Annotated in this window: 17 protein-coding genes and 1 pseudogene; 10 read left to right on the forward strand and 8 right to left on the reverse strand. The window is 61.0% G+C overall.

What is annotated here, in order from left to right; genetic code table 11:
• Window positions 1–14: 14 nt before the first annotated feature.
• The 6 genes from JQ586_RS33380 to JQ586_RS41650 all read right to left on the reverse strand — a co-directional run bounded on the left by JQ586_RS33380 (window position 15) and on the right by JQ586_RS41650 (window position 7,280).
• On the reverse strand, window positions 15–1,562 hold the full coding sequence (locus JQ586_RS33380; RefSeq protein WP_212398881.1) for an AMP-binding protein: 1,548 nt from the start codon (window positions 1,560–1,562) through the stop codon (window positions 15–17).
• The gene (locus JQ586_RS33385; protein WP_212398882.1) at window positions 1,555–2,076 is read right to left on the reverse strand and encodes a (2Fe-2S)-binding protein; all 522 of its coding nucleotides are present in this window, start codon (window positions 2,074–2,076) and stop codon (window positions 1,555–1,557) included. Before JQ586_RS33385 ends, JQ586_RS33380 begins: the two co-directional genes overlap by 8 nt.
• Window positions 2,073–2,888, reverse strand: coding sequence for a xanthine dehydrogenase family protein subunit M (locus JQ586_RS33390; protein ID WP_212398883.1), 816 nt, complete (start codon window positions 2,886–2,888; stop codon window positions 2,073–2,075). Before JQ586_RS33390 ends, JQ586_RS33385 begins: the two co-directional genes overlap by 4 nt.
• Window positions 2,885–5,878 (reverse strand): xanthine dehydrogenase family protein molybdopterin-binding subunit, encoded by a 2,994-nt coding sequence (locus tag JQ586_RS33395; RefSeq protein WP_249148509.1) that lies wholly within the window; start codon window positions 5,876–5,878, stop codon window positions 2,885–2,887. The genes JQ586_RS33390 and JQ586_RS33395 overlap by 4 nt, the downstream gene beginning before the upstream one ends.
• Before the next feature lie 105 nt (window positions 5,879–5,983).
• Window positions 5,984–6,832 (reverse strand): AraC family transcriptional regulator, encoded by an 849-nt coding sequence (locus JQ586_RS33400; protein WP_212398902.1) that lies wholly within the window; start codon window positions 6,830–6,832, stop codon window positions 5,984–5,986.
• Between the two features lie 247 nt (window positions 6,833–7,079).
• Window positions 7,080–7,280: a hypothetical protein gene (locus JQ586_RS41650; RefSeq protein ID WP_409411035.1), complete on the reverse strand. Its 201-nt coding sequence runs from the start codon at window positions 7,278–7,280 to the stop codon at window positions 7,080–7,082.
• Window positions 7,281–7,686: 406 nt separating this feature from the next.
• Between JQ586_RS41650 and JQ586_RS33410 the strand changes: the two genes are divergently transcribed.
• The 6 genes and pseudogenes from JQ586_RS33410 (at window position 7,687) to JQ586_RS33430 (ending at window position 11,854) form a co-directional block, all read left to right on the forward strand.
• Window positions 7,687–7,914, forward strand: a complete 228-nt coding sequence (locus JQ586_RS33410) for a hypothetical protein (protein WP_212398884.1) — start codon at window positions 7,687–7,689, stop codon at window positions 7,912–7,914.
• A 72-nt stretch (window positions 7,915–7,986) separates the two neighbouring features.
• Window positions 7,987–8,156, forward strand: a pseudogene (locus JQ586_RS40805) (carotenoid oxygenase); the annotation flags it as partial.
• Between the two features lie 351 nt (window positions 8,157–8,507).
• Complete coding sequence (locus JQ586_RS33415) at window positions 8,508–8,888, forward strand: helix-turn-helix domain-containing protein (RefSeq protein WP_212398885.1); 381 nt, start codon at window positions 8,508–8,510, stop codon at window positions 8,886–8,888.
• 114 nt (window positions 8,889–9,002) lie between these two features.
• Window positions 9,003–10,253 carry an acetyl-CoA C-acetyltransferase gene (locus tag JQ586_RS33420; RefSeq protein WP_212398903.1) on the forward strand — a complete coding sequence of 417 codons (1,251 nt, stop codon included), beginning with the start codon at window positions 9,003–9,005 and terminating at the stop codon, window positions 10,251–10,253.
• A gap of 19 nt (window positions 10,254–10,272) precedes the next feature.
• Complete coding sequence (locus JQ586_RS33425) at window positions 10,273–11,055, forward strand: SDR family NAD(P)-dependent oxidoreductase (RefSeq protein ID WP_212398886.1); 783 nt, start codon at window positions 10,273–10,275, stop codon at window positions 11,053–11,055.
• Window positions 11,056–11,086: 31 nt separating this feature from the next.
• Window positions 11,087–11,854, forward strand: coding sequence for a crotonase/enoyl-CoA hydratase family protein (locus JQ586_RS33430; RefSeq protein ID WP_212398887.1), 768 nt, complete (start codon window positions 11,087–11,089; stop codon window positions 11,852–11,854).
• Between the two features lie 248 nt (window positions 11,855–12,102).
• Here JQ586_RS33430 and JQ586_RS33435 read toward each other — a convergent pair whose 3' ends face one another.
• Window positions 12,103–12,282, reverse strand: a complete 180-nt coding sequence (locus JQ586_RS33435; protein WP_212398888.1) for a hypothetical protein — start codon at window positions 12,280–12,282, stop codon at window positions 12,103–12,105.
• A 103-nt stretch (window positions 12,283–12,385) separates the two neighbouring features.
• Between JQ586_RS33435 and JQ586_RS33440 the strand changes: the two genes are divergently transcribed.
• Together JQ586_RS33440 and JQ586_RS33445 are read left to right on the forward strand one after the other, a co-directional pair.
• A complete protein-coding gene (locus JQ586_RS33440) occupies window positions 12,386–13,312 on the forward strand; it encodes a DUF808 domain-containing protein (RefSeq protein WP_249148510.1) in 927 nt (308 codons plus the stop codon).
• An 805-nt stretch (window positions 13,313–14,117) separates the two neighbouring features.
• A complete protein-coding gene (locus tag JQ586_RS33445; RefSeq protein WP_212398890.1) occupies window positions 14,118–15,344 on the forward strand; it encodes an ABC transporter substrate-binding protein in 1,227 nt (408 codons plus the stop codon).
• Window positions 15,345–17,603: 2,259 nt separating this feature from the next.
• On the opposite strand, the gene JQ586_RS33450 is transcribed toward JQ586_RS33445, so the two are convergent.
• Window positions 17,604–17,798: a hypothetical protein gene (locus JQ586_RS33450; RefSeq protein ID WP_212398891.1), complete on the reverse strand. Its 195-nt coding sequence runs from the start codon at window positions 17,796–17,798 to the stop codon at window positions 17,604–17,606.
• 493 nt (window positions 17,799–18,291) lie between these two features.
• On the opposite strand from JQ586_RS33450, the gene JQ586_RS33455 reads away from it, so the two are divergent.
• Together JQ586_RS33455 and JQ586_RS33460 are read left to right on the forward strand one after the other, a co-directional pair.
• The gene (locus tag JQ586_RS33455) at window positions 18,292–18,609 is read left to right on the forward strand and encodes a co-chaperone GroES (RefSeq protein WP_212398892.1); all 318 of its coding nucleotides are present in this window, start codon (window positions 18,292–18,294) and stop codon (window positions 18,607–18,609) included.
• An 89-nt stretch (window positions 18,610–18,698) separates the two neighbouring features.
• The coding region (locus tag JQ586_RS33460; protein WP_283815511.1) for a TCP-1/cpn60 chaperonin family protein at window positions 18,699–19,303 on the forward strand (605 nt) is incomplete at its 3' end.

A 19,303-nucleotide genomic window follows, 5' to 3' on the forward strand; every position in this document is an offset into this window, starting at 1 on the left:
GGTTTGTGAGAGAGTCACACCGCATTCGACGGCGGCATTAGTTCGACTTGATATTCGCCAGCGACCAGAAGCCGCCGCAGCAGCTTGCCGACCGGAGATTTCGGGATGGTGTCCACGAACACGAAGCAGCGAGGGCGCTTGAAGGCGGCCAGCCCGGACTCGCGGCAAAACTTGTCGAGCTCCTCCTCGCTCACTCGTCGCGATCGTTTGATGAAGGCGGCAATGACCTTGCCCCAGCGTTCATCGGGAAGACCGACCACGGCGACTTCAAGTACGGCCGGATGCAGCGATAGACAGCTCTCGATCTCGACCGGCGAGACGTTCTCGCCGCCGGTGATGATCATATCGTCGACACGGCCGGTGACGAAGAGATCGCCGGCGGCGTCGACATAACCAGTGTCGCCGGTAAAATACCAACCGTCGCGCAGCGCACGCGCATCGGCGTCGGGCCGCCGCCAATAACCCTCGAACGATTCGTCACTTCCCAGCAACGCCACGATCTCGCCTTCCTCGCCGGCGGAGGCAACGTCGTTGACCGAGGCCGCGTTGAGCTTGACCGTCTTGACCAGCTGGTTGATGCCGGCCTTGCCAGCTGAGCCCGGCTTCGCCGGCGCATTCTGGTCGATGGTGAAGGTGTAGATTTCCGAGCTGCCATAGTGATTGACAAAAAGCTCCGGGCGGAATGCTTCCGCGAGCTTCTGCAACAGCCCGTCCGTCATTGACGCACCCGCAAAGCCAAGCTTTCGGACGCTGGAAACGTCCGATCGTGCGAAGTCGTCGCAATAGACGAGATCGTGATAGAGCGTCGGCACCAGATACAGATTGGTGATGCCTTCGGACGCGATCAGGTCGAGTGCGCGCTTCGCGTCAAAGCGCGGCAAGCAAACAAAGGTGCCGCCGATCAGTGACATTGCGATCAGGGAGCGCACGCCCATGGTGTGGTAGAGCGGCATCACGCCGAGCGTTCGCTCGCCGCGGTGATAGAGGTTCTGCGCGACATGGGCGATGCCGGCCGCGCGTTCCGCCCGGTGACGACGCGGTACGCCCTTCGGGCGCGACGTCGTCCCTGACGTATAGAGCATGACCGACCACGCCTCGGCGGAGATGCGGGCGACGGCTTCGGGCGCTTTCTCGTTGCAGAACGCGTCGAGCGAGAATTCACCGGGCCTCGTTGTTGATCCGGCACGCAGGATGACGAGTTCACCCGCAAGTATCGACGCGCGAACCGAGGGCTCAGAGACATCCTGATAGACGAGGGCTCGGCCTTCCGAATTCTCGATGCAGAAATCGAGTTCGTCGGCATTCACCCGCCAATTGATCGGCGTGATGATCAAACCTGCCAACTGACAGGCCCAGTGTACGGTCGCGGATTGCCACCCGTTTTGCAGGGCCGTCAGAAGGTGATCGCCGGGTTTCAGACCCAGCCGATCGAAGGCCGCAACCAACGCTGATATCTTATCTAGCCATTGTGCATAGGTGAAGCGTACCTCACCATCGACCAAGGCTAATGCCTGGGGATCGCGCGCGACGCTGGCGAGGAAGCTGGTTCCGAGGTCAAGCATCGATTGCCTCACGATTGGTGTCTCCCCTCAACGCCGCCGCCGCTTCCAGCGCAGCTTTGACGATCGGGGCGTAACCGGTGCAGCGGCACAAATGGCCCGTCAGCACTTCGCGGATTTCGGCTTCATCAGCCCGCGGATCGCGGGCAAGCAGTATATCGAGCGATATCAGGATGCCTGCGGTGCAGAAACCGCATTGCAGCGCGTGGTTGCGTCGAAAGGCCGACTGGAGCACGCCAAGCCGTCCTTGCTTGCCGGTAAGGCCCTCGACCGTTCTGACCTTGCAGCCATCGATCTGTAGGGCGAGAGTGAGGCAGGCGCGCGCGGGCCACCCGTCGATCTCGACGGTACAGGCGCCGCAAACGCCGTGCTCGCAGCCCACATGGGTACCGGTCGCGCCAATCTCGTGGCGAATGAAGTCCGTCAGGAGCACCCGCGGTTCGCACATGCGATCGACCGGCTCGCCGTTGAGGATGAAGCGGACGCGGTGACGTTGCTCGGCGCTCATTCGCGTCATCTCGTTACCTCCGCAATCAAGTCGCGGCCGATCATCCTCACGAGGTCGCGTCGATAGCGCGCGGTGGCATGGAAATCGTCGCGAGCGTCCAGGTCCCAGGCGAGCGCATTAAGCGCGTCGTCGAGCGCGCTGCCTCCGAGCCTGTCGAACTCGCGCGCGACAGGCGTGTCCGCGACGCCACCGATGGCCAGCCTCGCGCCACGGTCGGTCTCGACCGCGGCACAGGCGACGATAGCAAAGTCGCCGTGCCGTCGCGCGACTTCACGGAAGGCACAGCGTTTTCCGTTGGTGGTTGGTAACTCTACCATTTCGATGAGTTCGTCGTCGTTGCGGTCAGTCGCCATGACGCCGCGAAAAAAATCGCGGGCTGCCACGCGCCGCTGCCTCCTTGCGCTGCGCAGGATGATCTCACCGTCGAGTGCCAATAGCGTTAGTGGCAGTTCGGCGCTGGGGTCGGCATGTGCAACTGAACCGCAGATGGTACCGCGGCTTCGCGTCTGCACATGACCAGTCCAGGGCAGCGCAAGTGACAAGAGCGTCAGTTCGCGAGCGAGCGAGGGCCATTCCAGGAGTTCCGCTTGGCGGACGGCGGCGCCGATGACGATTCTGCCTTGACGGGGCTCGACCTTGCGCAATTCCTCGAGCCGCATGATATCGACCAGCACACGCGGTTTGGAGAGCCGCATGTTCAACATCGGCATCAACGACTGCCCGCCGGCGATAACGCGGGCGTCGCTGCCTTCGTGACGGAGCACCTCCAGCGCCTCGTCGAGGCTTTCCGCGCGGACATAATCGAAGGCGGCGGGTTTCATCGCCGGCCTCCCAGCCATCCGCGCAGCTTGGTCCAGATCGAACGATCGCCACCCGTCGCGCTGCGAGCGGTCTGCCGTGCGAGTGCGATGAAGAACTGGCCGATGATGACGCGCGCAGCGCCGTCTAGCAGGCGCCCGCCGATGCTGGCGATCTTGCCACCGATTTCGGCTTCATAGCGATAGTGGACGCTGGTTCCTTCGCCCGCGACCGGAGCAAGGGTGATCCGGCCCTTGCCGGCGCCAAATCCCAACGCACCATCGGCAGTGCCTATCAACGTCACGCCGTTCGGATGGTCGAGGTCGATCAGCGTAACCCGCGCGCGATAATTGCTCTTGACCGGTCCGACCCTGACCGTGACGTCGGCCTTGAAATCCGTGTCGGAAATCTTCTTCACGGCGTTGCAGCCGGGGATCACTGCAGACAGCGTCGTCGCATCGAGCAGCATCGACCAGACTTGCTGCGGCGTGGCCGCAACCATTGCACTGCCTTCGCCGGACAGTTTCCGCTCCCCCGGCCGTGTTGCACTCCGGCTCGATGGAGCCGCCGCTTCGGCACCCCGCAATACTTCGGCAAGACGTGCGGGTACGAGCGGCAATTCGACATCCGCGATACCGAGCGCGTCCGCGACGGCGTTCGCGATGCAGACCGGCGTCGACATGCAGTTGCCTTCGCCCACGCCTTTGGAGCCAAGCGGCGTAAAGGGCGAGGCGCTCTGCATGTGCAGGATCAACGGCTCCGGCACCTCGGCAACGGTCGGCAAGAGATAGTCTGCGAACGTTCCGGCGAGGAAGGAGCCGTCGGGCGCGTAGGCATATTCCTCGTAGAGCGCCGCGCCTACCGCCTGCGCGAACCCGCCGCGAACCTGGCCGTCGACCATGGCCGGATGCAGGATCGTGCCGCAATCATGCATGGTCACGTAACAATCGATGCGCGGCTGCAACGTGACGCGGTCGACCTCGATGCCGCAGAAGTCGAAGATGAATCCGTAGCAGAGCGACGAATTGATGTGGTCATGGTCGTCTGGCGGCGACAGCTCCGACGGCGTCCAGAACGCGGTCTCGCGGATGGTCTGACCAACGTCGTCGGCCAGCGCGCCCGGCGACCAATGGCTGAGCGCCGCGATCCGAGAAAACGGCGCCTTGTTATCCGGATTGCGCTTCGACAGTACGAAGCCGCCGGCAAAGACGATATCGTCGCTCTCGGTATTGAGACCTGCCGCGGCGACGCGCGCGAGCTTTCCTGCCAGCCGTTCGGCCGCGATCTTGGTGGTGCCGGCCACGGCCGGCGCGAAGCGGCTGGCATAGTTGCCCGACGCGATCGACCAGGCGTCCTTGGCGGTATCGATCTCTGCATTCACCCTGATGTCGGTGGGCGTCAGTCCCAAAACGTCAGCGACGACCTGGGCGAGCACGGTGCGATGGCCCTGGCCTTGCGGGATGGAAGCGACTTGCACGGAGACGCTGCCAACCGGATCGATTGAGACGGTCGCGGTGGCCTGCGCGCCACTTTTGGGGCCGGCCTTTCGTCGTTCCGCTGGCGTCATCACAGTCGTGATGTAACCCATGTTGGAAACGCTGGGCTCGACCACGGCCGTGTAGCCGATCCCATAGATGCCCCCCTCAGCTCGCACCTTCTCGCGCCGTGCTTTCAGTTCGGCCAATCCGCCTTCACTGACGGCGCGGGCGACCGCCGTTGGGTAGTCGCCAGAATCGAGCAAGGCGCCGGTCGCGGTTCGATAGGGAAAAGCACCGGCAGGGACAAGGTTGCATGATATCACGTCGACGGGGTCACGCTTCAACTCGACGGCGATGCGGTGTACCAGGCGTTCCAGCGCAAAATACACCTGCGGGCCGCCGAAGCCGCGGTTCAGCCCGGTCGGTGTCTTGTTGGTGACGACGACACGGTTGCGCACGGCGACATGGGCAATGTCGTAAGCCCCGGTGAGGTTGCCGTGCATGCGATAAAGTGTCGCCGGCTCTGGTGCTCGCAGATGCGCGCCGCAGTCCTCGACCTGGTCCCAATCCAGCGCGAGAATCCTGCCGTCATCGGTAACGGCCGCGCGTAGCGTAGTTGCGCGATTGGTCGCCGATACTGATGCCGTCAAATGCTCGAGCCGATCCTCGATCCATTTCACGGGACGCCCCGTTGCGCGCGCGGCCGCCGCAATCAGAACGATATAGGGAAAGACCCCCTGCTTGACACCAAAGCTTCCGCCGGAGTCCGGCGGCGTTCGTAACCGTAGCCGGTTGCCGGGCACTTTCAAGGCACGCGAAAGCACCGCGTGAATACTGAACGGCCCCTGAAAATTGGCGAGTACGTCGAAGGCCTGCTCCCCAGGATCGTATTCGGCGACGACACCGTAGGTTTCGATCGGGGTACAGGAGTTGCGGGGATAGCGGATCGAAATCCCAATGATGCGTTCAGCCTCGGCGAAGATTTGATCCGGTTCGCCATATTTGAACGAGCGGTCGCTCGCGATGTTGTTCGGAAATCCGTCATGCAGCAGTGCGGAGTCCGCATCCATGGCGCGGATGGGATCGATGACCGGGGGTAACGCTTCATATTCGACCTCGATCAGATCGATCGCGTCCTCGGCGAGGTAACGGCTTTCCGCGACGACGACGGCGACGGGCTCGCCGGCATACCGAACCCGGCCGACTGCGATCGGCCAGCACTCGACTGGCGCCTTGACGCCGACGACGAGGCTGGCAGTCAGTGCCTTGATATCCTGGCCGGTCAGGACGGCAATGACACCGCGCGCCAGCTTTGCCGCGTCGACATCGGTCGAAACAATGTTCGCATGGGCGTGAGGCGAGCGGAGGATAGCGGCATGCAGTGTTCCCGGCCGCACACCGAGGTCGTCAATGAACCTTCCTCGGCCCGAAAGCAGCGCCTTGTCCTCGACGCGAGGGATCGATTGCCCGATCCAGGATCTGGCCGCTGGTGCGCCCGCTGCGGCGTTGGCATCCATCCCGGAGACCTCCCTCATCGTGCTTTCCGCACTTGGGGAGAAACCTATTCAGGAGCCGGACGCGCTTGCCATGCCGGTCCGTCTCAAAACTTACCAACGCGTCTCATTTTGGGCTGATGCAGCTCAATGGGCGAGACGGGAGACGTTGCGGAACTCACGCGGGCCGACGCCCGCATGATTGCGAAAAAACCGGGTGAAATGCGCAGGCTCGGCAAAGCCCAGCTCCGAGCTGATCTCGCAGAGTGAGTACGGGCGATTAAGCACGAGGCTGACTGCGCGCTCCAGCTTCAACACGTTCATGTAGACTTTTGGCGGAACGCCAATCGTGGACTCGAACAGCCGGAAAAAATGCGCGCGCGACAGGCCGGCTTGCTTCGCCCATCCGTCGATGTTCTCGGGTTGATTGATCGCCCGACGCATCGTCGTGATCACGCGGCGGATACGCCAGTCTGCCGTCTCCGATGCCCTGCGCAATTCGCGAAGCGAAGCCGGGAAGCTGCGCCATGGCGCAAAGCGTTCGATGACGGAGATCATCAAATCCGACAACGTCTTCTCGTGTGCGATGCGGCAGTCGGGGCGCACCATCATGTCAGTCGCCAGATTGATGGCAAGGCTGCGAATGCGCGGCGAAAGTTCGCCGGCGGGTTGGTTGAAGAAGCCCGGGCTACCGCTCGCCACCCAACCTGGCCGAAAATTCTGCAACCACTCGGGCTCGATGTAAAGCGCGAGGATCAGCGTTCGCGGGCGATCGGGCACGTGGACATAACTGTGCGGCTGCCAGCCGTTGACGAGAACGGCAGCCCGATCGGTCAGCGGATACATCGCATCATCGACCTGGAACTGCGTGTCGGCGCCCTCGACCTTAAGCAGGACGTGACAGTGCGGATGCGCGTGACGCACCAGCGAGCAGTCCATGTCGAGAAGCGCGACCCGTCCAAATGCTCCGTGCGCGATGCACAATGCCTTCGACATCGTCACCTCCATCAGCGACGCGTCCGGCTCGCGGTCGGACCGCCACAGAGCGACGGTCGTGCGCACACAACCGTAGTCGTTTCCGTCCCAGTTCGCTGGCCTTCGGCCAGTCGCTTAACCTGCGATGATCCGCGACAACGCGGCTTGCGGATCCTTTTGCAGCGCAGTCGTCAGGTCAACGGTCTCGGTGCCCTTCACGTGGATGCGTTTGAATTCCAAGGGGCCGGTGATGACGGGCTTCGTGCATTCAGACCATCTTAGCGCCAATTCCGTCATCGGACGATGGGTCGAGTTTCGATCCCTGGGCTCGCGGGAGGATCAATAGGTTGCGGTCGGCCTGGAACCTCGTGGCCACCGCCCATTCGATTTCATCGGAATCGTCGATATCGACGTCGGTGTCGACCACAACGACTTGTTTGATGTCGTAATGGCCTGCAAAAGCGCCCATGATGATGTTCGTCGGTTCGCCCTACGCATCACCACAATGGCAAGCTGATCCACAACTAGTCTTCCCATTCAAACAAAAGCGCCGCGCCAGACATCTCGGGCGCGGCGCTTTTGTTTTGCACGGCACCGGGGCGCTTCTCGCCTTTTTGGCCCTCTGGGCAAGGGAAACGGCCCCAGCTGGAGGTCACTAGCTGGGGCCGCGCTTTCCGATCCGCCTAGCCTTTAAAAACCGCTGGGCCATAAAATTAGGAAATGAAAAAACGCGCCCAGTGCTCGAAGTGTAGTGTGAGTCTCCGGTTCCCGAAATGACTTACTTAGTCAGTGTTCGAATTCGTTCGGAAGTGTGTCCAAATTGGGACAGTATTAACAGAGTACCGGACGCTTAGCTACGCAAGGGAGTGGCGGTCGTGCTGACCGATATAGGCCAGAAACAGTTGACCGAATGGGCAGAAACTTGCCTTCGCATCAACCATCTGAACACGTTGGTGCAACGGGAGATCAAGAGCGGAACAGCAGAGCGAGCTGCCGAACTCTCCGAGCGCGCGAGACGGCGCGCTTGCAAGATGTTCCGTGAAATGATTGCGGCCGGCGCAACGGAACCGCCGGGCTACACGGAGTCCGATAATTCAAACTGAGACACTACTCGCCGCGCGTCAGCCGGTCGTCGCGTACCGGAGCATACCGATCGGCCCTGATTGCCATGAACCAACACCGACTGCTTTACGCAGACCTATCTTGACGATCTCTTCGGCGAATTTCCGCGCATCGACGACCGCCGTTTTCGGAGCCTGTATTTGTCGAGCGCGGCTCGGCTGCCTCCGAAGGCTACGGTTGGTTGCTCGCGGTGGTGTGGCGCGCGCGGGAAAACTGTAGCGAACCCATACCTGGCAAGAAGCCGGCTAAGGAGACGGCGGCGAAAAAGCCGGCGGCAAGACACCGGCGGAAGTCTGCCTGACTCTGCTCTAGTCGGAGAAAACCCGCGTGAGGGGGCGTTCGGCTACCAACGCCAAGCCCGCGACCACGGGCCCGGTAGGTAGAAGAAGGGCATCTCAGGCGGGGCGTCCGCCGGACAGCGCGCTGCAACCAAATACGGTTGACACCGAGCCTCGGTCATCTTAATCACCCGGCTAACTAATTAATCACTTAATTAAGTCTAGACAAGTCCAAGGGAAGCGCGCGCGTAGCCGGCGCTCTTTCCGCGCAGGATGCAGATCGGGGAGCGCAAGCGATGGGACGTCGAGCGGAGAAACTGATCGCGCTAGAGAGGCATGAGGGCGGCGTCGACAACTTAGGCGTGATACGGGTCGTATCTCGCGCATTCGACATCTTGCGCTGCTTCGAGGGTCCAGGCGTTAGCCTGGGCAATCGGGAAATTGCCGACCGCTGTCGCCTTCCTCGATCAACGGTCTCTCGTCTTGTGATGACGCTGACCCAGATCGGCCAACTGGCCTATCTGCCGCAAGAGCAGAAATATGCTCTCGGGCCCCATGCCATCGCGCTCGGCACTCCGCGACTTGCGGAGAGCTGCGATCAGGCGCCCCTAGCCGGCGAGCAACAACTCCATAGGAGCCCGCGCATCGATGTTGTGGGAGATGGGCTCGCGCTCTGAGTACTTGGATGATCAGCGCGACGCATCCGTCGGGCCGGCTTCAACGACATTCCCGGCGTGGCGTGCGCGATCAGCATCATAGTCACTAGTTCAATGCGAAACGAAGGAAAAGGCATGTCTGAGGCATACATCATCGACGCCGTTCGCACGCCGCGGGGCATCGGCAAGCCGGGCAAGGGGGCGCTGTCGCACCTGCACCCGCAGCACCTGGCCGCGACGGTGCTCAAAGCGCTCAAAGAACGCAACAAGCTCGATACGACTACGGTGGACGATATCATCTGGTCGACGTCGACCCAGGAAGGCAAGCAGGGCGGCGATCTTGGACGCATGTCGGCGCTCGCCGCCGGGTATGACATCAACGCCAGCGGCACGACGCTGGATCGCTTCTGCGGCGGTGGCATCACGTCAGTGAACCTGGCGGCCGCTTCGGTGATGTCGGGGATGGAGGATTGCGTCATCGCGGGCGGAACCGAGATGATGAGCTATCAACAGACCTTGGCAGCCGAGCGGTCGCAGGCCGGCCAACCCGCGCGCATGATGGGTTCAGGCAACGCGGCGCTCGATGCCATCCACCCGCAGTCTCACCAGGGCGTCTGCGGAGATGCAATCGCCTCCAACGAAGGGATCAGCCGGGAGGCCTGCGATGCTCTGGCATTGGTTAGCCAGCAGCGGGCCAAGAGGGCAATCGACGAAGGCCGCTTCGCCAAGTCGACGGTTCCCGTCTTGAACGACGACGGCAGTGTCGCCCTCAATCGTGAGGAATTCCCTCGTCCCGAGACCACTGCCGAAGGACTTGCTTTGCTGAAGCCGAGCTTCGAACAGCTAGCCAATTTTGATCTCGGCAACGGAGTGACGTTCAAGAAGCAGATCCAGCGCCGCTATCCGGGCCTCGAATGGAAGGGCGTGCATCATGCCGGCAACAGCTCGGGCGTGGTGGACGGGGCCGCCGCGGTGCTGATCACCTCGAAGGAATATGCCGAGAAGCATGGCCTCAAGCCGCGCGGCCGCATTGTGGCCTATGCCAACCAGGGTGACGACCCGACCTTGATGCTCAACGCGCCGGCTCCGGCGGCGAAGAAGGTTCTCGCCAAGGCCGGTCTGACCAAGGACGACATCGACGTCTGGGAGATCAACGAGGCTTTCGCGGTCGTCGCCGAGAAGTTCATCCGCGACCTCGAACTGGATCGCGAGAAGGTCAACATCAATGGCGGGTCGATCGCGCTCGGCCACCCGATCGGTGCGACCGGATCGATCCTGATCGGCACCGCGCTCGACGAACTGGAGCGGAGCGGCGGACGCTACGGTCTCGTCACCATGTGTGCTGCTGGCGGAATGGCGCCGGCGATCATCATCGAACGCATCTAAATCTCGAAAGGATACCGGCATGAAACTCGATTCATCGATCGCCGCCGTCGTCACAGGCGGCGCTTCTGGCCTCGGCGCAGCCACCTCGCGTGCGCTCGCTGCCCAAGGCGTCAAGGTCGCGATCTTCGACTTCAACGAAGAAAAGGGCGAAGCCATCGCCAAGGAAATCGGCGGTGTGTTCTGCAAGGTCGATGTCACCTCCGACGAACAGGTCGATGCGGGCTTCGCCAAGGCCCGTGCGGCGCACGGCCAGGAGCGCATCCTGGTGAACTGCGCAGGGACCGGCAACGCAGTGAAGACCGCCGGCCGAGACAAGAAGACCGGCGTGCCCACTCACTTCCCGATCGACGCCTTCAACCGCATCATCCAGATCAACCTCGTCGGCACGTTCCGCTGCATTGCGAAGTCGGCGCAGGGCATGCTGTCGCTGGCTCCGCTGGAGGACGGCGAGCGTGGAGCGGTCGTCAATACAGCTTCGGTTGCGGCAGAGGACGGCCAGATGGGGCAGGCGGCCTACTCGGCCTCGAAGGCCGGCGTCGTCGGCATGACCCTGCCGATCGCGCGCGATCTGATGGCCGAGGGCATCCGCGTCAACACCATCTTGCCGGGCATCTTCAACACGCCGCTGCTGCAAGGGGCGCCTGAGAACGTCAAGGCCGCGCTCAGCGCGTCGGTGCCGTTCCCGAAGCGTCTCGGCATGCCGGAGGAGTATGCGCATCTGGCGATGACTATGATCATCAATGGCTACTTCAACGGTGAAGACGTCCGCCTCGATGGCGCCATCCGCATGGCCCCGCGTTAGCGATCGCGTAGGACAACAGGAGACGAAAGCAATGTCCGAAGAAACTCCGGTCCTCACTGAAGTCCGCGGTCCTATCCTGATCATCACCCTGAACCGGCCGGAAGCCAAGAATGCGGCCAACCTCGCGCTCTCCAAAGGCGTGGCCGCAGCGATCGACCGGCTCGACGCCGACGATGCGCTGAGCGTCGGCATCATCACCGGCGCCGGCGGCACATTCTGCTCGGGCATGGATCTCAAGGGGTTCCTGAAGGGCGAGCGGCCGTCGATCCCCGGCCGCGGCTTCGCCGGCCTCACCGAGGCGCCGCCGAAGAAGCCGCTGATCGCGGCCGTCGACGGCTACGCGCTCGCCGGCGGGATGGAGATCGCGCTGTCGTGCGACATGATCGTTGCGAACCGCAACGCCAAGTTCGGGATTCCCGAGGTGAAGCGCGGGCTGGCGGCAGCGGCCGGCGGGCTGATCCGCATGCCGCGCCAGATGCCGTTCCGTGTGGCGATGGAGTTCGCATTGACGGGTGAGTTCTTCGGCGCAGAGCGGGCCTACGAACTAGGCATCATCAATCGCGTGACCGATGGCCTGGCCCTTGACGCCGCGCTTGAGCTTGCAGCAGCGATCGGCGCCAACGGCCCGCTCGCCGTGAAGGCATCCAAGCAGGTGATCGTCGAATCCCGGCTCTGGCCGGAAGACCAGATGTGGAAAAGGCAGCAGGAGATCGTCGGTCCTGTCTTCGTATCCGAGGACGCCCGCGAGGGCGCGGCTGCCTTTGCGGAAAAGCGCGCTCCGAGTTGGAAGGGCAAGTAAACGGCTGCTTCGATGACGGAGCGTCAGTGAGTCAGAACCGACGCTCCGTCTTTTGTGTGAATGCCCCTACACGCAGGCCGTTTCGCGCTTTGGTGGAGCGTGCGGCTGGCTAGCGTGGTGATTGGCCCGCAGCAATCACCGCCCACTTGCTTTGCGCTTTCGGGCATATTCCGTTGTCCGCTTTCGAATTCGACCGGAGTTGATCAGCTAACCGACGCTCGCTGTGAAGAGCCGCCTGGCGCCCGCACTCAGCAAGTCGGGCTCGTCGCGTCTTCGTCACCAGCCCGGTACAAACTCTCGCGCAGCGCTTCCAATGCCAGGCGGGCATGATGGGCTGCTCGTTGATCGCCCACCGTTTCGATCGCTTCGAGCGCCCAAGTCAAATACTGCAAAGCGGTTTGCGTTTGCTCATCGTGTCGAATGGTCATTGCCGACTGCTCGTATCGAGTTCTATTCTGTTTGTCACCAACAGGTTGCGCATGGGCGTGATGCGTTGGCCGCCACGGATGGGGTTCTCATGTGAGTAGCGGTTTGATCGCTCTTTTGGACGATGTGGCGGCGATCGCAAAGCTGGCCGCGGCTTCCGTTGACGATGCTGCGGCCCTGGCCGCAAAGGCAGGCGTCAAGGCGGCAGGCGTAGTCATCGACGATGCTGCGATTACTCCAGGCTATGTGGTCGGTTTCGATGCCAAGCGCGAACTGCCGATTGTGGGTAAAATCGCCTTGGGATCGCTTCGCAACAAGCTACTCCTTCTGCTCCCCGCCACCCTAGCTCTCAGCTACTTCTTGCCTTGGGTGATTACACCGCTTCTCATATTTGGCGGCGTCTATCTCTGCTACGAAGGAACGGAGAAGATTTTTGAAGCCGTTGTCCCGCATCAGGCCCATGCGCGCGAGAGCCAGTCCGTCTCAACGCCCTTAAACATGCGTGAGCTGGAGGAAGAGAAGGTTGCCGGGGCCATCCGAACCGATTTCATTCTGTCGGCGGAGATTATGGCGATTACGCTCGCGACTGTTTCCAACGAGAGCATTTTCATGCAGGCGTTTGTGTTGGCTTCCGTGGGGATTGCGATCACAGCTGCGGTCTACGGCGTAGTTGCGCTGATAGTAAGGACCGACGACGTTGGCTTAGCTCTTGTAGCCAACAACGACGGCTCGATCGTCGGTCGTATTGGCAGTGCAGTTGGACGCTCTCTCGTTCTCGGGATGCCAGGCTTTCTCAAAATTCTCGCCGCAACTGGAACCGCCGCACTGGTTTGGGTTGGGGGCGGCATCATCTTGCACGGTCTCGAAGCGTATGGGGTGCACTTCGCTGGTCAAGCCATCAGCTCAACTGCCGATGCGGCAGCTCAAATCCTTCCATTCGCTGCCGGGCTGATGAGATGGCTCATCACCGCGTTTTTGTCCGGGTTGGTTGGATTATGCATCGGGGCAATATCAATCTCGGCAATTGGATGAATTGGCTGGAATTGTCCGCGGCCGTGGCGCGTCCTTGCAGCACGCGATCCTCAACGGATTGGCTTTGGGCGGATGCGATTTTCATGGAGAAACACAACGCGATGAAGTCGCGTCCGCCTGCTAAAGGAATGACGCAACAGCCTGCAAAGCTGCTTGGCTCATGTGATCGCTCGGCACGACCATTCGGCAACGCCCTCTTTTCATTGCGCGTTCGAAGCTTGGCGGAGCTCTCGAACGCACTGAACGCTTCCGGCGGCGAACTCTGTAAGTAATCGTGACCTACTTGCCATTTGTCCGTCGGTCCGTCGGAAAAATGAGCGCTGCATACCTTCCCACACAGGAAATAACTCACGACGGCTCTAGATGTAAAAACCCCGCTGCATGGGTTCGACCATAAGCGGGGTAAAGTAAACGGTCTTGAAGACGCACAATGCCTGTGTGCATCGTCGATACTCTAGCGCAGGCATCGGACAACACAATAGGACGAGAGTCGCAGAGAGTTTGAAGCGCAGGTTAGAAATCAACGTTGCTGCGGCGACGTTCAACACCCCGAACTCAACACGTTGTCTGGGCCGTTCAAATTCCAGAACGTCGATCTGGCTTGTTGGTCGAATCATCAGCTCAAGAAGTGATGGCTCAACTAAACGAAAGTAGTGGCCTCCTGTTTCGACTAAGTGATGACCCATTATTTCTGCCGTAGGAGCGCTTTTCGTTGCGGTGATGAGAAGAAGGGAATTGGATGAGTGTAGGGGCCGCGAAGTGCTTCCACTCCAACAAAGGGACACATCAACCAAGGGAGACAGAAATGCCTGCTATCCGCATGCGATTGGGGCTGCTTTCGGCTGCCCTGACAATCGCCCTCGCCTCGACCTCCGCCTTTGCGCAAAAAGGCCAATACGACATCGGTGCGACCGACACCGAGATCAAGATCGGCAACATCATGCCCTACAGCGGACCCGCGTCCTCCTATAGCGTGATCGGCAAGACCGAGGCCGCCTATTTCAACAAGATCAACGCCGAAGGCGGCATCAATGGCCGCAAGATCAACTTCATCTCCTATGACGACGGCTACTCGCCACCGAAGACGGTCGAACAGGCACGCAAACTCGTCGAGAGCGACGAGGTGCTGCTGATCTTTAACTCGCTCGGCACGCCGCCAAACTCGGCGATCCAGAAATACATGAACCTGAAGAAGGTGCCGCAGCTGTTCGTCGCCACCGGCGCCACCAAGTGGAACGATCCCAAGGACTTCCCGTGGACCATGGGCTGGCAGCCCAGCTACCAGAGCGAGACGCAGATCTATGCCAAATACATCCTGAAGAATTATCCGAACGCCAAGATCGGCGTGCTCTATCAGAACGACGACTACGGCAAGGATTACCTCAAGGGTCTGAAGGACGGACTTGGCTCCAAGGTCTCCATGATCGTAAAGGAAGAGAGCTACGAAACGACCGAACCGACTATCGAGTCGCATATCGTCAACCTGAAAGCGGCCGGCGCCGACGTCTTCGTCGATCTGTCGATTCCGAAGTTCGCAGCCCAAGCGATCAAGGAGGCTGCCGAGATCGAGTGGAAGCCGGCTCACTTCCTCAACAGCGTCAGCTCGTCGATCAGCGCCACCATCAAGCCGGCAGGCTTCGATAACTCGCAAGGCATCATCTCGGCGACCTATCTGAAGGACCCGAACGATCCGCAATGGAAAAGCGATCCGGATATCAAGGCCTGGAACGCCTTCCTCGACAAATACTATCCCGAGGCCAATCGCGCGGACGCTTTCGTGGTCTACGGCTATGCCGTTGCCCAGACCATGGTCCACGTACTGAAGCAGTGCGGAAATAATCTGACGCGCGCGAACGTGATGAAGCAGGCGGCGAGCATGCACGACTATGTCGTCGCTGGCTTGTTGCCGGGCGTGAAGATCAACACCAGCGCCACCGATTTTGCTCCTATTTCACAGCAACAGCTCATGCGCCTTAAAGGCGACAGCTGGGAGCGTTTCGGCGACGTGATCAACTCAGACGTCGGCGGTTGAACGCGCCACGTTCGTCAATCTGAGCCGGACTATTTCGAGCTGCCACCAGCGCTCACTGCTTGAATAGTCCGGCGGCCGAGCCGCGGCGGAGGAGCCGTCCACAGGATCAATACGAGACCTATCGTGTACGTCCTCTGGTGATGTCTATTTCGCGCCAAGCAGCCGTCTGGCTTGGGACAACGCCATGCGCCGGTGCGACTTCATGAGAGTATCGAATGGGCGTTACTTCGGCTCGCACTCGGCGCTCCGCGCTACCGGCAATTCGATCGTATTCCTCTGCAAGCGTTAAGAATCCTTCGCGGTATCCAGCATGACCGATCCAATCTGCTTTAGTCCGCGTTACTTCGGCTCGTGCGTTTGCCTTGATCTAGATCAAGCATCGAACGCACCATCGGGGCCCATCCTGTCATCTTAGGGTACTATTCCGGCCGCCACTCGAAAGGGACGCAAATATGCGGCGATTGCGCTCTGTGATTGCGTATTCCTTTGTGGCGCTCGCGGCGTGGGCGGCTACGGCCGAACCATCGCAAGCAGGCACCGGCACTGTACGGATTGTTCTCGGCACAGCGTCGTTTGTCGTAGGCACTGGAGGCGGTAAAGGCACCCTGACGTATCAAGGCAAAACTTATCAGTTCGCAGTTACCGGCTTGAGCTTTGGGGCATCGCTGTCGGAAACTGTCGGTGTGCTGGAAGGGCTGGCACGGAACCTACATAGTCCCGAGGACCTCGCCGGCAGCTATGTCGCGGTCGGAGTCGCCGGGGCTATCGTCGCAGGAGGAGGCGTCGCGCGACTGCGTAACGCGAAGCGCGTTTCGCTAGTGCTTCGTGGTCCTAAAGTGGGTGCGGGGTTCTCGGTCAACTTGGCGCACGTCACCATAACGATGACGTGAAAGCAAATTGCTCCTGCTTGTGTCCGCAGATCCGCTCCGGGTCATTCGATCGTCTTGGGCACTTGCTGGCGACTTCTGTGTTTCTTCCACAAGGCGACATGTTTCGCTGCCCAAGGGCGGGTCCGAACTGGCGTCTCTCCCGGCCACCACACCGAAGGCGGGTTTATCGCCGAAATCTTGTTGCTCCGCAGCGCCACGAGATGGCCTCGCGGTGCGGATACCCACTCCGCCGCGAACAGTCCACTAAATCACCGGCCCCGACTAACCTTGTGATGTTAAAACTGAAACGGCTACTGGCTCAAGCAGGCCCGTTCCCGCAAGGGGGGAAAGGAGAGGGCGCATGCATGTGGCAACGAATAGGGGTCTTATCGCGCCCTCACGTAGCTGTGAGTGCCGAATGATCCTCGCCGTGTGGCGAATCTCACAATGCCTGCCTGTATTTTGGACTAAACGTTAGATTGCGTTTGTTGAAGACAACCGCATAGCGATAAAGTCGAAGGAGCTTTGCGATGAGACGTCTTGCATTTCTGAGTCTTCTCCTTCCTACCCTGATTGCACCGATCCAAGTTCAGGCCCAGCGGTATGATCCCGCTATGAACTGCGTCAGGTTTCCGCAGATACCTAATCCGGACGCAGAGTTGCGGTATTTGCTCTCTCATCCCGGTACCCGTGTTTGTCCGGGACGAAATCCTGATCCGGCCGGACAGAGCGGTGTTTTGCAGCAAATCTCAAGGGATCGTGTAAACAATACCACGACCCAAATTTGTGCCATGAACGGTCGGCGTTGCTGATAGTGCCAGAGGCACCAGCCGCCGCATGACGCGCGGTCGAGCGACCATGGGCTTCGTTGGCCCCATCGCCTTGCTGGCCTCACCGGCTTCGGCTCTTGCCGCTTTTCGAAGGTTCGACACGCCTTCCGCTCGGGTGCCATTGCCGCCAGTCGCGTCGTGCTGGTCGCCTCAATCGTGCGCCAGCGGTTCGTGAGCCCATCAACGCGCGGCAAGGCCATGCCACGGATACCAGGAACTCGGCGGAAAGTTGTCGGGGGGAACGTGGCGCGCGACCTGAACGGTCCCAGCTCGATTTACAGTAGTGCTGTAGCCTATTGATCCGTATGTGCTCACCCACGCCCAATTCCAAACCTTTGGACAAGCTGTATAAATGGCTGACTCTTAATCAGCGGGTCCCAGGTTCGAGCCGTGGTGCGCCCCTCGCTGATATGGGTAGCGCCCGTCTCGGTCAGCGTCTGATCCGGTTCGTGCAGGCCCATCCGGGCCGGGATTTTGCCACGACCTTCCTGGGGCTGGACCAACGCCGCCCGCATCGGATTTCAAGCGGGCGGCGTTGTTGTTTCGCGGCGGTGCGGAGTCTAATGCCGAAAATAAACCGGCCATTCCTTCGCGGTCGTAGGGTTCTGATTGGCATCCTCGGCGGTGTCGGACATCACCAGCCCCTCCGCTGCTCGCCACGCGGCGGCCTTGGTCAGCTCGAAGGCGACGACGTCGTCGTTGAGGGTGACGACATAGGTCCCGTCGCGAACGCGAATGATGGCGATGGTGTTCATGGGTTTCGATATATAAACGAGCGCGCTGGCGGCGAGTTCCCTGCGACCACGGTGAGTTTGATGCCCGCTGATCTCGATCGAGCTGATACCTGGGACAACGCGCGGTGCTGACGCGCTCGATTGCGCGGCAAGATTAGAAAAGTTCTCCGCGGCTTATCGAGAATCAAGCGACACGTCATCGGCGTCGCGCGCCTCGTGGCCGGGATGGCGATGCCCCGGGTCCGCATGGCGAGGCCACCCCCGTCCGCGCGCGCTTAACGTGGTCCAAAACTATCTAGGACCGCCAAAACCTTTCTTAAGGAAGCCGCAAGGTCCCAACGCGGGTTGGCAAACGCGGTTGGAATCAGGGCCGAAACAACAAGCGGACTGACTGATGTCCGTATTTCCCTCCAAAGTCCTTGCGCCCCGGTGCCACAGGCTTATGAGAGAAGCGGCGAGCACTCGCTCATTGCGACGGCCAATCCAGAAAGTCACAAAAGCAAGGGAGGATTGCATGAAATTCCGTCCGCTTCACGACCGAGTCGTAGTCAAGAGGATCGACGCCGAAGAGAAGTCCGCTGGCGGCATCATCATTCCGGACACTGCCAAGGAAAAGCCCTCGCAGGGCGAAGTCGTCGCCGCTGGCCCCGGCGGCCGCGACGAAGCTGGCAAGCTGATCCCCATCGACCTCAAGGTCGGCGACCGCGTGCTGTTCGGCAAGTGGTCCGGCACCGAGGTCAAGATCGACGGCCAGGAACTTCTGATCATGAAGGAGAGCGACATCATGGGTGTTCTCACCGACGTCGCCGGCTCCAAGAAGAAGGCCGCCTAACGCGCTTACCGCCGCAAGCGCTTACCCTACGAAGCGCCTGTGGACGCTGCCTCGAAGATGAGACGAATCTCAACTCAGGGAGGACAAATATGTCAGCGAAGGAAGTCAAATTCTCCGTCGAGGCGCGCGACAAGATGCTGCGCGGCGTCGACATCCTCGCCAATGCGGTGAAAGTCACCCTCGGTCCGAAGGGCCGCAACGTGGTGCTCGAGAAGGCGTTTGGGGCACCGCGCATCACCAAGGACGGCGTTGCCGTCGCCAAGGAGATCGAACTCGAGGACAAGTTCGAGAACATGGGCGCCCAGATGGTACGCGAAGTGGCGTCCAAGGCGGCGGATGCTGCCGGCGACGGTACCACCACCGCGACCGTGCTCGCGGCCGCGATCGTGAAGGAAGGCGCCAAGTCGGTCGCCGCCGGCATGAACCCGATGGACCTCAAGCGCGGTATCGACCTCGCGGTCGAAGCCGTCGTGGCGGACCTGCAGAAGAATTCGAAGAAGGTCACCTCGAACGAGGAGATCGCCCAGGTCGGCACGATCTCGGCCAATGGCGACGCGGAAGTCGGCAAGTTCCTCGCCGACGCCATGAAGAAGGTCGGCAACGAGGGCGTGATCACGGTCGAGGAAGCCAAGTCGCTCGAGACCGAGCTCGACGTCGTCGAGGGCATGCAGTTCGACCGTGGCTACATCTCGCC

It is taken from the genome of Bradyrhizobium jicamae, assembly GCF_018130215.1.
Taxonomy (GTDB): Bacteria; Pseudomonadota; Alphaproteobacteria; order Rhizobiales; family Xanthobacteraceae; genus Bradyrhizobium; species Bradyrhizobium jicamae_A.

Excerpts from the sequence above, each read along its gene's own strand:
- JQ586_RS33390 (WP_212398883.1), bottom strand. The coding sequence starts at position 2,888 with ATGAAACCCGCCGCCTTCGATTATGTCCGCGCGGAAAGCCTCGACGAG.
- JQ586_RS33450 (WP_212398891.1), bottom strand. The coding sequence starts at position 17,798 with ATGAACACCATCGCCATCATTCGCGTTCGCGACGGGACCTATGTCGTC.
- JQ586_RS33455 (WP_212398892.1), top strand. The coding sequence starts at position 18,292 with ATGAAATTCCGTCCGCTTCACGACCGAGTCGTAGTCAAGAGGATCGAC.
- JQ586_RS33425 (WP_212398886.1), top strand. The coding sequence starts at position 10,273 with ATGAAACTCGATTCATCGATCGCCGCCGTCGTCACAGGCGGCGCTTCT.
- JQ586_RS33385 (WP_212398882.1), bottom strand. The coding sequence starts at position 2,076 with ATGACGCGAATGAGCGCCGAGCAACGTCACCGCGTCCGCTTCATCCTC.
- JQ586_RS33435 (WP_212398888.1), bottom strand. The coding sequence starts at position 12,282 with ATGACCATTCGACACGATGAGCAAACGCAAACCGCTTTGCAGTATTTG.
- JQ586_RS33430 (WP_212398887.1), top strand. The coding sequence starts at position 11,087 with ATGTCCGAAGAAACTCCGGTCCTCACTGAAGTCCGCGGTCCTATCCTG.
- JQ586_RS33380 (WP_212398881.1), bottom strand. The coding sequence starts at position 1,562 with ATGCTTGACCTCGGAACCAGCTTCCTCGCCAGCGTCGCGCGCGATCCC.
- JQ586_RS33420 (WP_212398903.1), top strand. The coding sequence starts at position 9,003 with ATGTCTGAGGCATACATCATCGACGCCGTTCGCACGCCGCGGGGCATC.
- JQ586_RS33415 (WP_212398885.1), top strand. The coding sequence starts at position 8,508 with ATGGGACGTCGAGCGGAGAAACTGATCGCGCTAGAGAGGCATGAGGGC.
- JQ586_RS33400 (WP_212398902.1), bottom strand. The coding sequence starts at position 6,832 with ATGTCGAAGGCATTGTGCATCGCGCACGGAGCATTTGGACGGGTCGCG.
- JQ586_RS33445 (WP_212398890.1), top strand. The coding sequence starts at position 14,118 with ATGCCTGCTATCCGCATGCGATTGGGGCTGCTTTCGGCTGCCCTGACA.
- JQ586_RS41650 (WP_409411035.1), bottom strand. The coding sequence starts at position 7,280 with ATGGGCGCTTTTGCAGGCCATTACGACATCAAACAAGTCGTTGTGGTC.
- JQ586_RS33395 (WP_249148509.1), bottom strand. The coding sequence starts at position 5,878 with ATGAGGGAGGTCTCCGGGATGGATGCCAACGCCGCAGCGGGCGCACCA.